Origin of the sequence: Nocardia sp. NPDC057272 (genome assembly GCF_042668615.1) — a bacterium.
Taxonomy (GTDB): Bacteria; Actinomycetota; Actinomycetes; order Mycobacteriales; family Mycobacteriaceae; genus Nocardia.
This window is the reverse complement of record NZ_JBHUYK010000005.1, coordinates 293,101-304,510: the sequence shown is the minus strand read 5'-3', so window position 1 is coordinate 304,510 and position 11,410 is coordinate 293,101. Positions and strand designations below refer to the sequence as shown.

The 11,410-nt window shown below is 69.8% G+C and carries 13 protein-coding genes; 3 read left to right on the top strand and 10 right to left on the bottom strand.

Annotated elements, in window-relative coordinates; genetic code table 11:
• The first annotated feature begins 70 nt into the window (after positions 1 to 70).
• A complete protein-coding gene (locus tag ACFULV_RS10625) occupies positions 71 to 517 on the top strand; it encodes a hypothetical protein (protein ID WP_056811459.1) in 447 nt (148 codons plus the stop codon).
• Between the two features lie 13 nt (positions 518 to 530).
• On the opposite strand, the gene ACFULV_RS10620 is transcribed toward ACFULV_RS10625, so the two are convergent.
• The 8 genes from ACFULV_RS10620 to ACFULV_RS10585 form a co-directional block, all read right to left on the bottom strand.
• The gene (locus ACFULV_RS10620; RefSeq protein ID WP_378655358.1) at positions 531 to 1,730 is read right to left on the bottom strand and encodes a winged helix-turn-helix domain-containing protein; all 1,200 of its coding nucleotides are present in this window, start codon (positions 1,728 to 1,730) and stop codon (positions 531 to 533) included.
• 40 nt (positions 1,731 to 1,770) lie between these two features.
• Entirely contained in the window at positions 1,771 to 2,796 is a 1,026-nt protein-coding gene (locus ACFULV_RS10615) for a hypothetical protein (protein WP_378655356.1), read from the bottom strand.
• On the bottom strand, positions 2,796 to 4,010 hold the full coding sequence (locus tag ACFULV_RS10610) for a sensor histidine kinase (protein ID WP_378655353.1): 1,215 nt from the start codon (positions 4,008 to 4,010) through the stop codon (positions 2,796 to 2,798). Before ACFULV_RS10610 ends, ACFULV_RS10615 begins: the two co-directional genes overlap by 1 nt.
• Positions 4,007 to 4,696 (bottom strand): response regulator, encoded by a 690-nt coding sequence (locus tag ACFULV_RS10605; protein WP_378626553.1) that lies wholly within the window; start codon positions 4,694 to 4,696, stop codon positions 4,007 to 4,009. Before ACFULV_RS10605 ends, ACFULV_RS10610 begins: the two co-directional genes overlap by 4 nt.
• A 110-nt stretch (positions 4,697 to 4,806) precedes the next feature.
• Positions 4,807 to 5,259, bottom strand: coding sequence for a flavodoxin family protein (locus tag ACFULV_RS10600; protein ID WP_378655351.1), 453 nt, complete (start codon positions 5,257 to 5,259; stop codon positions 4,807 to 4,809).
• Between the two features lie 7 nt (positions 5,260 to 5,266).
• Positions 5,267 to 5,764, bottom strand: coding sequence for a hypothetical protein (locus ACFULV_RS10595; RefSeq protein ID WP_378655348.1), 498 nt, complete (start codon positions 5,762 to 5,764; stop codon positions 5,267 to 5,269).
• Positions 5,761 to 6,507 (bottom strand): 4-hydroxy-tetrahydrodipicolinate reductase, encoded by a 747-nt coding sequence (gene dapB / locus ACFULV_RS10590; protein ID WP_378655345.1) that lies wholly within the window; start codon positions 6,505 to 6,507, stop codon positions 5,761 to 5,763. Before dapB ends, ACFULV_RS10595 begins: the two co-directional genes overlap by 4 nt.
• 98 nt (positions 6,508 to 6,605) lie before the next feature.
• Positions 6,606 to 7,712 (bottom strand): alcohol dehydrogenase catalytic domain-containing protein, encoded by a 1,107-nt coding sequence (locus tag ACFULV_RS10585; protein ID WP_378655341.1) that lies wholly within the window; start codon positions 7,710 to 7,712, stop codon positions 6,606 to 6,608.
• Between the two features lie 134 nt (positions 7,713 to 7,846).
• Between ACFULV_RS10585 and ACFULV_RS10580 the strand changes: the two genes are divergently transcribed.
• Positions 7,847 to 8,242, top strand: a complete 396-nt coding sequence (locus tag ACFULV_RS10580; RefSeq protein WP_378655479.1) for a VOC family protein — start codon at positions 7,847 to 7,849, stop codon at positions 8,240 to 8,242.
• 42 nt (positions 8,243 to 8,284) lie between these two features.
• Here ACFULV_RS10580 and ACFULV_RS10575 read toward each other — a convergent pair whose 3' ends face one another.
• Complete coding sequence (locus tag ACFULV_RS10575) at positions 8,285 to 9,478, bottom strand: MFS transporter (protein WP_378628261.1); 1,194 nt, start codon at positions 9,476 to 9,478, stop codon at positions 8,285 to 8,287.
• Between the two features lie 107 nt (positions 9,479 to 9,585).
• Here ACFULV_RS10575 and ACFULV_RS10570 point away from each other — a divergent pair, with 107 nt between their 5' ends.
• Complete coding sequence (locus ACFULV_RS10570; RefSeq protein ID WP_378626545.1) at positions 9,586 to 9,948, top strand: ArsR/SmtB family transcription factor; 363 nt, start codon at positions 9,586 to 9,588, stop codon at positions 9,946 to 9,948.
• A 27-nt stretch (positions 9,949 to 9,975) separates the two neighbouring features.
• On the opposite strand, the gene ACFULV_RS10565 is transcribed toward ACFULV_RS10570, so the two are convergent.
• Positions 9,976 to 11,319 carry a M16 family metallopeptidase gene (locus tag ACFULV_RS10565; protein WP_378655339.1) on the bottom strand — a complete coding sequence of 448 codons (1,344 nt, stop codon included), beginning with the start codon at positions 11,317 to 11,319 and terminating at the stop codon, positions 9,976 to 9,978.
• Between the last annotated feature and the right edge of the window lie 91 nt (positions 11,320 to 11,410).

Below are 11,410 nucleotides of genomic sequence, written 5' to 3'. Positions count from 1 at the left end.
GCGCCCGAAGCGGCTGCCGGTGGGTGTTTTTCACCTTGCGTGATGTCACATATGACGTCACAATGATGTCATGGATCTGAATGCTCATACCGCGCGTTTGCGCGAGGAACTGATCGCCGCCGCCGCGCTCGGCGACGAGAAAACGCAGGCCACCGCCGCCGCCCTCGCCGCCGCGGTGGAGAGTTCGAGCCGCCTGGTGCTGCTGTCGGCGCTGTCGGAACTGGCCGCCGAGATCAGTACCGAACTCGGTGACCGCACCGTGCACGTCCGCCTGGAAGGTACGGAGGCGAAGGCCGACGTGCGCAAGAACACGCCGCCGGGCGCGGAGGAACCCCAGACTTTCGAGGAAATGACTGGCGACATCAGCCGGGTGACCCTGCGCTTGGTCGAACAGCTCAAGTCCCGCGCGGAGGAAGCGGCCCAGCAGAACGGGCAGTCGCTCAACTCCTGGCTCTCCGGTGCCGTCAGTGGCGCGTTGAAGGATCAGATGCGCGGATACGGCGGCAAGGGCTGGTAGACGGCGTCCGAGATCACAGCAGTGGAGCCAGGTCGCCGCGTTCGCCGATAACGACTTCGTCGAGTTCGAGCCAGTCGGCCATTTCCCGCAGGGCCCCACGCAAGGCCTCGGCGGTCTCGACGGTCGCGTAGCCGGGTTCGGCGAACGCGCCGGGGGCGAGCAGTCGGCCGGTGGCGCGTTCGGCGCGCAGATCCACCCGGCCGACGAGCTTGCCGTCGACGAGCAGGGGGAAGACGTAATAGCCGTGCACCCGTTTGGGTTCGGGGGTGTAGATCTCGATGCGGTAGTGGAAGTCGAAGACCCGCTGGGTGCGTGGGCGGAAGAAGATCAGCGGATCGAACGGGCACAGCAGCGCGGTCCCGGTGATCCGGCGCGGGGTGGCGGCCTCCGGGTGCAGGTAGGCGGGCGCGTCCCAGCCGTCGACATCAACGGGTAGTAGTTCGCCCGCGTCGACCAGGTCGGCGATCGCCGGAGCGCTCTGGCGCCGGGCCAGGCGGTAGTAGTCGCGCAGGTCGGCCTCGGTGCCGATCCCCAGGGCCCGGCTGGACCGGCGGATCAGCTCGCGCGCGGCATCGTCCTCGGCGATCTCCCGGTCGCGTACATCGGCCGGGACGACCCGCTCGGTGAGGTCGTAGTGCCGGGTGAACCCTACCCGGCGGGCGGTGGACAGCTCACCGGCGGCGAAGAGCTGCTCGCAGATCATCTTCGTGTCGCTCAGGTTCCACCAGGTCCCCTTCGGCCGCGGCTTGTCCAGTTCCAGATGACGTTCGATCTCTCCCGCGCTCGCCGCGCCCACCTCGGTCACGACATCGAGAATGTCCTTGCCCAGCGTGGGATTTCGTTCGACGATCTTGCGCATCCCCGACCAGCGCCCGTGCCGGTACTCCCGCATCCGCCAGCGCATCAGCGGCCAGTCGGCGACCGGGATCAGTGCCGCCTCGTGCGCCCAGTACTCCACCAGCCCCCGTCGCGCTTTGGCGCTGTCGCTCCAGGCGGCGCCGTCGAGCAGGCTGCGATCGTAGGGGCCGATCCGGCTGAACACCGGCGCGTAGTGCGCACGGACCACAGCGGAGACCGAATCTATTTGCAGCAGACGGGTTCTGGCGACCACATCGAGCACGGCCCGACGCTTCGGGTTGGTCGGCCTTCGCTTGCCGAAGCCCTGCGCGGCCAGCGCCGTTCGACGGGCCTGCGCCGCATTCATCCGCTGCATCTGCTCAGCCTGACACAGGGGTCCGACAGGTTTTCGGCGCTCAGGTGGAGACCCGGACCTCGCCCGCGGTGTCGATCTCGGTCCGCCGATCCCCGCCCGGCGCGGCGGCCAGCACGGTCGCCACCCAGCGTCTGCCGACCGGCAGCACGCGCACGGTCACCGAGCCCGCTCGCGCCATGTCGAGTTCGTCGACCGCGGCCTCGATCACGTGGTGGCGCACCCATTCCGGTACCCCGAGGAAGCCGCCGTCGTCGAGCAGGGTGACCTCGACGCCGCGCGATCGGGCCCCCCGAGCGGCGGCGCTGAGCCGATCGGTGACCAGCTGCGGCGCCCGGAGACCGTCGCGCAGTTCGGCTTCGAGCAGCCTGCACTGTTCGCGTTCGGTGTCGGTGAGCTCGATCCCGGCTGCGATGCGGGCGAGCAGGGGCCCGGCCACCCGGTCGAGGGCTCCCAGCTGACGATCACGCTCGGCGTTGGCCGCGGCCAGCGCGGCCTCGGTCGCCGCGCGTCGATTGGCCTCGCTGCGCAGTTCCCGCAGCGAACGCTGGGTAGGCCGCACGATCGACATGAACACCGTCACCGCGCCGACGGTGGCGACCGGCGTCAGCGCGCGCACCACGGTTTCGGGGTGCCAACTGGTGAACACTCCCATCGTCACCAGCACCGTCGCGGCGGCCGCTACGCCGAGCCAGGCCGACACGATCCGCCCGCGCAGCACCAGCATCGCCAGCAGATACGACGTCGGATAGGCGGTCCACAGCTGGTGGGCGAATCCCGACGAACTCTCGAGCCACGGCACGGTGAGCGCCATCGCCGCAGGTCCGGCACACGCCACGAAGATCGTGGCGGGCCACGGCAGCGGGTCCACGGGGAACACCAGCACCACCAGCGCGGCCACTGCCATCAGCACCAGCGCGGCGGCCGCGGCCGCCGGCGGGGCGATATCGAAATTCACCCGCAGGTACATCACGATGGTGGCTTCGAAGATCACCACGAACAGCCACGCCGTGCCGTCGCTGAGGCCGAACAGATCGCGCATCGCGAACGGCAGATCCCGATCGACCATCAGCTACCCCACACCAGCGTCACCACGGTTCCCGCGCCCGGCGCCGATTCCACGAACGCCGCGCCACCGGCGAGCGCGCGCATCCGGCCCAGGATGCTGCCCGCGATCCCCATCCGATCGGCCGACACCCGCGCTGGGTCGAACCCGGCGCCGTCATCGGACAGCACCACCCGGATGCCGCCGGTCGCGATGGTGACCGACACGCCGCGCCGCACCGTCCGACCGGGGACGTCGGCATGACGCACGCTGTTGCGCACCGCCTCCGAGAGCGCGGCCCCGAGCACCTGCGCGGCCTCGATCGGCAGGCACAGATCGGCCGCGCGCCGCGAGGACACCTGCACCGGGATCTCCGATTCCACCTCGCACACCGCCTCGCGCAGGAATTCGATCGCCGCGGCGGCGTCGAGGTGGTCGATCTCGGGCGCGGTCCGCGACAGCTCGAGCTGTTCGAGGGTGCGCGCGGCCTGGTTGCGCAGCACCGGCGAGGACTGCTGCGCCCGCGAGGCCTCCAGCAGCGTCGACAGCACCGCGTCGTGGATGAGCGCCGCGAAACGCGCGCCCTCGCGTTCCCTGGCCGAGGTCGCCGCGACCGCCGCCGCCCGGCTGCGCTGCCGGACCGCTTCCCGGTCGACACGTTCGGCGGCGGCACGCGCGTACACCACGCACCACAGGAACAGCGCGGCTACGCCGAGCGCCCTGGTGATGTCGCCGAACAACGCCCACATCGAACTGTCCGGCACCACAAGGGCATTCGACACACTGGTCACCACCGCGAGCAGGGCCGCGAACGCGGCCGCACCACGTCGCGGCCACGCCAGACCCGCGGCCAGCACGCCGACAGCGAGCCCTCGATAGGGCCACGAAGCGAACGAACCGATGTGCACCACCGAGTACACCAGCGGCGTCGCCACGGTGGCCGCGAGATAGCACAGGGCGGCCGCGGCGGCGGTGCGCCGGATCGCCGCGGCGGGGCCGCGCGCCGACACGATCGCCAGCACACCGAACATCAGATACGCCGACATCAGATGCAGTTCCGGCCACACCGACTGATTGATCGGCTGCACCAGCACCGCGGGCAGTTCCAGCACCATCACCATCGTGGCGCCGGTCCCGATCACCAGCCCGAGCCTGCGCAGGATCTGGTCGGTCGCCGCGCGCGAGAATTCGACGTCGCCGACCGGTGCGGGCGCCGTCGCGACCGCGAGATCGGTCACGTGCGCTGCTGCCTTTCCGGCACGGGCAGCCATCCGTCCTCGACGGCCCGTTTGTACAGATCGGTCTTGGTGGGCGCGGGTCGGCCCGCGTCGGCGTACTTCTGCCGGATGCGGCCGAGGTAGTCGTTGACGGTCTGTTCCGACAGACCGGTCAGCCGGGCCACCCGCGAGGCCTTCTCGCCCGAGGCGTACAGCATCAGCACTTCCTCCTGACGCGGGCTGAGCCCGACGTCGGAGAGCTTCGGATCGCCGTCGATGGCGGCGGCCCAGTCGGTGGTCACCACCTGCTCCCCCGACGCGGCCCGGCGCACCGCCTCGACCACGGTCGCCACACTCTCGGACTTGCGCAGGACCCCGAGCACGCCCGCTTTGGCGGCGGAGCGGACCAGGAAGGCGTTGTCGGCGCCGGTGAACACCAGCACCTCGATGTCGCGTTCACGCAGCGCGGTGACATTGTCCTCGGGCGTCGAGCCGTCGGGCAGGCGCAGATCGAGGACGACGAGATCGAGATCGGTGGTCTCGGCCAGCAGCCCGGCGACGGACTCCGCCACCGCCACCAGTTCCAGGTCGGGTTCGGGGCCGAGCATGGCCGCCAGCCCGATCGCCACGGACTCGTGGTCCTCCACCAGACCGACCCGCCGCACCGTGCGCGTCTGCGCCAACTCGCTCACCCGACCACTCCCCATCCTCGAACACCCACCGCGGCCAGCCCGCAACACGTCGGTCGAGTTCTACCGCATCCCGAGCCCGCGTGTCAGCCCACCAAAATTCGGGGCGGGTCCGCTGTCGCGATCAGCTATTCCATCAGACCAGCGGCGATGGTCGCGCCCAGTTCCCAGCATTTCTCGAGATCGGCCTTGCTCGGCGGTCCCGAGACCACGACCGCCTCGGCGGCGCGCTGCCAGCCCAGCCCGGTGGTGATCCGCTCCACGCTGCTCTCGGCGCCTTCGGTGCCTTCGTTGCCGTGCAGGTAGAGCCCGTAGGGCCGTCCGCCGGTCGAGTCGAGGCACGGGTAGTAGATGGTGTCGAAGGCGTGTTTGAGGGCACCGCTCATGTAGCCGAGGTTGGCCGGGGTGCCGAGCAGGTAGCCGTCGGCGTCGAGCACGTCGACGGCGGTCACCGCCAGCGCGGCCCGGCGCACCACCTCGACCCCCTCGATCTCCGGGTCGCTCGCCCCGGCGAGGACCGCTTCGAACATCGCCTGGGTGTGCGGCGACGGGGTGTGATGGATGATCAGCAACCGGGCCATGGGCTCGCTACTCTCCTGGGTCGCGTTCCAGTTTTTCCAGTGCCACCGCGCGGCGCATGGTGTCGCGGGCGCGGCCCCGGTCGCCTGCGTAGTCGTAGGCGCGGGCCAGCCGGTAGGAGGAGCGCCAGTTGTCCGGGTCGGCTTCCCATTCGGTCTTGATCTGTGCGAACAGGGCGTCGGCCGCGTCGCGTTCGATCCGGCCCGAGGGTCGGCGCGGCAGTTGCGAGGTGTCGACCTCCAGGCCTTCCTCGTGGATACGCCGGGCCAGCCGTTGATGCGCGAACGCCGCGCTCAAGGTCGCCCACAGGATCCAGAGACCGACGACGGGCAGCAGCAGCATGCCGATGCCGATCGCGATACCCGCGAACCCGCCGTCGGCGATGTAGGCGATGGCGAGCCCGCCGAGCCGCACGAAGTAGAACAGCAGCGCGATGACCAGAAACACCACGACCGCAACGGTTTTCAGGACCTGCCGATCGGGTCGCTGCGCGTCGGAGTCGCTCACAGATCCAGGAACGGGTCGAGCCCGACGGTCAGACCCGGCCGTCCGGCGATCTCGCGCACCCCGAGCAGCACGCCCGGTGCGAACGAGGACCGGTCGATGGAGTCGTGGCGGATGGTCAGGGTCTCGCCCTGGGTGCCGAACAGCACCTCCTGGTGGGCGACGAGCCCGGCCAGACGCACCGAATGCACGCGCACACCGTCGACATCGGCGCCGCGGGCACCCTCGAGTTCGGTGGTGGTGGCGTCGGGGCTGATCCCCACCCCGGCCTCGGCGCGAGCCGCGGCGATCACCGCGGCGGTGCGGTAGGCGGTGCCCGAGGGGGCGTCGGCCTTGTTCGGGTGGTGCAGCTCGATGACCTCGACCGAGTCGAAGAACCGCGCCGCCTGCTCGGCGAAACGCATCGACAGCACAGCGCCGATGGCGAAGTTCGGCGCGATCAGCACGCCCACCTCGGGCCGCTGCGCCAGCTGCCCGCGCACGTCGGCGAGGCGGGCCTCGTCGAAGCCGGTGGTGCCGACGACGGCGTGGATGCCGTTCTCGATCAGGAACTTCAGGTTGCCCATCACCACATCGGGGTGGGTGAAATCGACGACCACCTGGGTGCCCGCCTCGGTGAACGTCTCGAGCGCGTCACCCTTGTCGACCTGCGCCACCAGCTCCAGATCGGGCGCCGCCTCCACCGCCGCGCAGATCGCCTGCCCGACCTTGCCGCGTGCTCCGAGCACTCCGACCCGAATGGTCACCGCATCTCCTCGTCCTCGACTCAGCTTGCTCGTCGAAGCCTATCGAGCAGCCCGTGGGGCCGCGGCGCCGACCTCACACCATCGGGCAGGCGGAGGCGTCAGTCGAAGACGATCACCTGTCGTAGCGCCGCGCCCGCCGCGAGATCGTCCATCGCCTGGTTCACCTGGTCGAGTCCGATGCGAGCCGAGACGAGCCGTTCCAGCGGCAGCTTGCCCTCGCGCCACCGCCGCACGTATTCGGGGATGTCACGGTCGGGAACAGCCGAGCCGAGGTAGCTGCCGATGATGGTGCGGCCCTGTGCCACCAGCGCCAGTGGCGAGATGGTGGCGGTGGCGGTCGGGGCCGGCAGTCCCACCGTCACGGTGACGCCACCGGGTGCTGTTGCGGCGACGGCGGTTTCGAACGCGCGGACGTTGCCCGCCGCTTCGATCACCACGTCGGCCTGCACGCCCTGCTCGGCGACCTCCCCCGGCGTGCAGGCCACGGTCGCACCGAATTCGCGGGCCAGCGAAAGCTTTTCGGGAACCGTGTCGACGGCGATCACCTCACCGAGACCGAGCGATACCGCGACGAGCACCGCCGCCATCCCGACGCCACCGAGCCCGACCACCATGATCCGGTCGCCCGCACCGGGTTTCGCGGCGTTGAGCAAAGCGCCGCCGCCGGTGAGCACCGCGCAGCCGAGCACCGCCGCCACTTCGGGCGGCACGTCGTCGTCGACCGGGACGACCGAGCGCCGGTCCACCACCGCGTGCGTGGCGAAGCCGGAGACGCCGAGATGGTGCTGCACCACCTCGCCGTCGCGGGTGAGCCGTCGCCCGCCGCCGAGCAGTTCGCCCGCGTTGTTGGCCACACTGCCCGGCCCGCACGGGGTGCGTCCGTTGCTCGCACAGCCCGCGCAGTCGCCGCAGCGCGGCAGGAATGTCATCACGACCCGCTGCCCAGGGGCCACATCGGTGACCCCGGTGCCCACCGATTCGACGATGCCGGCGGCTTCGTGGCCGAGCAGCATGGGCACCGGACGCACCCGATTGCCGTCCACCACAGACAGATCCGAATGGCACAGGCCGGCAGCTTCGATGCGCACCAGCAATTCGCCCTGACCCGGTTCGGCCAATTCCAGGTCACACACCGTGATGGGCTGCGAATCGGCGAACGGCGCCGGATCGGCGATCCGTTCCAGAACGGCTCCACGAATCTTCATGCTCGCGACGCTACCGCGAGTGCCCTTTACAGGTTCCGGGATCTGTCGCTAACCTCGATCTCGGTGATGGTGCTCCTGTCGGCCGCCTCGTACCGTGCCCAGGGTCGGCGCCATCACGAACAAGGAGAAATCCCCTGTCAGTGCAGTTCAATCACACCATTGTCGGATGCCGCGATAATCGGGAGACCGCCGAGTTCTGGGCGGACATCCTCGGGTTGGACGTAGGAAAAGAGTGGGGGCCGTTCATTCCGATCGCCCTCGAGCACGGTGCGGCCTTCGACTTCGCCGAGGTCCCGCCCTTCGTTTCCGAGATCCAGCCGCAGCACTACGCGTTCCTGGTCTCCGAGGCCGAGTTCGACGCGGCCTACGCCAAGATCCAGCGCTACAAGCTGGACCATTGGGCCGACCCGCAGCAACACGGGGTCAACGAGATCAATCACAACGACGGTGGTCGCGGTGTCTATTTCCTCGACCCCAACGGCCACTTCCTGGAACTGATCACCGTTCCGTACGGCGGTTGGCCCGAGTGAGTGCCCAGGCCGGTCCCGATTCCCTCGGGACCGGCCTGCGTTCTACGCCGTTCGCGTGGCGGCCCTGGTCCCGCGCAGTCCGAGCAGCGCGGCGCAGACACACGCCACCGAGACGATCACGATGAACCACGGGAACACCGTCGCGATCCCCCAGGTCGTCGCCGCCCAGCCCGCCGCGAGGGTCGGCAGCGCCATCGCCGAATAGGCCAGCAGGTAGTAGGCCGACATGGTTTCGCCGCGGCGATCGTGCGGAACCACTTCGGCGAGGTGCCGCAGCGAGCCGCCGAATCCGAGCCCGAACGTGGCGCCGAGCACCAGGCCCGCCACGATCACGACGGCGGGCTGTTTCGTGGCCAGCGCCGGGATGGTGGCCAGCAGCGACGCGGCCATGCCGAGGTCGCCGATCACCGCGGCGCGCCGGGCGGGGATGCGGGTGGCGAACAGCTGCGCCAGGGCCGCGGACAGCGCGGTGCTCGCGACGACGACGCCGCCGAACACCAGGTTGTGCATGCCGGTCTCCGCCGCGGCCAGCGACGGGTACAGCGACAGCAGCACGCCCAGCACCGACCAGGCGGCCATCACGCCGATCGCGGAGAACCAGAAGTCGGCCCTGATCTCGTGCGGGACAGACGGTTTCGCGATGGTGATGCGCGCCTTCACGCGAGCGGTGTGTGGTTCACGCAGCGCGAGGATGCCCGCCCCCGCGGCGAGGCACACCGCGGCGATCACGACGTACGGCGTGCGCAGCGGCGAGGGCGCGTACTGCGCCAGGACCGCGGTGCCGAGGACCGCCACCGCGATGCCGACGTTGAACGCCACGCCACTGAGCTGCCCGGATCGCGCACCACGCTCGGGCCGCAGATCCAGCAGCGCCGCCGCGCCCGCGACGACGGTGGCGCCGACGGCTGCCCCGTGCAGTGCCCTGGCCAGCAACAACATCGGCACCGAATCGGCGAGCAGGAAGACGACCAGCCCGAGGATCATGGTGGCGAAGGCGCCGATCATCACCGGCTTGCGGCCGACCACATCGGAGATCCGGCCGGAGACCAGCACCGCGCCGAGCGCCGCGAAGGCATAGACGGCGAAGACCATCGTCGTGGTCAGCGGGGACAGATGCCACTCGGTCTCATAGATCCCGTAGAGCGGAGCGGGCGCCCCGGAAACCCCGAGCGCCACCGCGCTCGCGGCCAAGACTAGCCCGTACGCCCAGCGCTGCCCGGCCTCGACCGGCGCCATCGTTGTCGCTGCCACAGCAGCCCCCATCAGCAGAGTTTGATAACCATCGAACGATGATCAGGCTACGCCGAGTATGATGACTATCAAACCCCCGAGTGAGGTAACTCATGACACAGGCTAAAGATCTGACCCCGGCGCCGACCATACCCGTGGCCGCGCTCCCCACCGTCCTCGGCGCCCTCCACGACCCCGTCCGCCTGGAGATGGTCCGTCGGCTGAGCAACGCGGCCGCCCCCGTCCGCTGTGCGGCGCTCTACGACGCGATCAACAAATCCACCGCGACCCACCACTTCAAGATCCTGCGCGAAGCGGGCCTGATCGAACGGCTCACCATCGACGGTCAGACCTTCCAGACACTGCGCACCGACGCCGTGGAGCACGCCCTGCCCGGCCTGCTCCCCTCGATCGTCGACGCCGCCAACCGCGTGGACGCGGATGCCACCCACCGCGACGAGCGGTCCTTGCGCTGATCGCCCGGACAGCGGGAGCCGAATCGCTCAGCGTTCGACGAGCTTTCGCACCGAGGCGGGCAGATCGCGGGTGCGCTGGTACGGGCCGGACACCGCGGCACCGTAAGGACGGGCGAGCAGGGTTCGGGCGATCTCGCTGACCTCGTCGGTGGTGACGGCGTCGATGCGCGCCAGCGTCGCCGAGACGCTGCGGTGGTTGCCGTAGCTGAGTTCGCTGCGGCCGATGCGGTTCATCCGGGAGGCCGAGTCCTCGAGGCCCAAGACCAGTCCGCCGCGCAAAGAGCCCTTGGCCCTGGCGCATTCGGCATCGGTGACACCGTTGGCGGCGACTTCGTCGAGCACGCCGCGTGCCAATGTCGCGACCTGGCCGAGGTTTTCGGGCTGGCAGCCGAGCGAGACCGAGAACGCGCCGGTGTCGGCGAAGGTGTCGACGCTCGAGTACACCGAGTAGGCCAGGCCGCGTTCTTCCCGGATGTGCTGGAACAGGCGCGAACTCAGGCCGCCGCCGACGATGGTGTTGAGGATCGACAGCGGCCAGCGCTGTTGGCCTTCGTGCCTGCCGAACGCCCGCACGCCGAAGGCGAGGTGGGTCTGTTCACTGTCGCGGTTGATCCTGATCAGGCCGGGTGCGCCCTGCGCGCGGAACTTCCCTTCGCGGCGCGGCGCGGGCTCGGCGGCGGTGTCCAGGTGTGGCCCGAACGCGAGGTGCACCAGTTCCACGACGCGTTCGTGCTCCACGTTGCCCGCCACCGCGACGACCATGCGCTCGGGCCGGTAGCGGCGCTGATGGAAGCCGCGCAGCTGGGTTGCCTGCATGTTCTCGATGGATTCGACGCTGCCGATCACCGGGCGCCCGATCGGGTGGTCGCCGAACATGGCGGTGAGGAAGGAGTCGGCGACCAGGTCTTCGGGGTCGTCGTCGCGCATCGCGATCTCTTCCAGGACCACCTGGCGCTCCACGTCGACGTCGATCGCGCGGCACAGACCGTTGAGCACCACATCCGAGACGAGGTCCACCGCGAGCGGCAGGTCCTCGTCGATGACGTGGGCGTAGTAGCAGGTCTGTTCCTTGGCGGTGAACGCGTTGAGCTCACCGCCGACCGCGTCCATGGACTGCGCGATGTCGAGGGCGGTGCGCGTGGGCGTCGCCTTGAACAGCAGGTGTTCGAGAAAGTGCGCGGCGCCGGCCACGGTGGGGCCCTCGTCGCGCGAACCGACGCCTACCCACACCCCGATGGAGGCGGAGCGCACGCCGGGCACGTGTTCGGTGACCACGCGAAGGCCACCGGGAAGCACGGTGCGGCGCACTCCCCCGGTGGAGACATCGTCAGCGGATTCGGTATTCGACTCGGTCAACTTCGGCTTCGTCACCCGATCCCACCGGACGGCTGTGCTGGCATGGTTCCTCAACCTCTCGAACGGGAGCTGGCGACGTGCGCGTAATGCCTCATTGTGCAGGCAG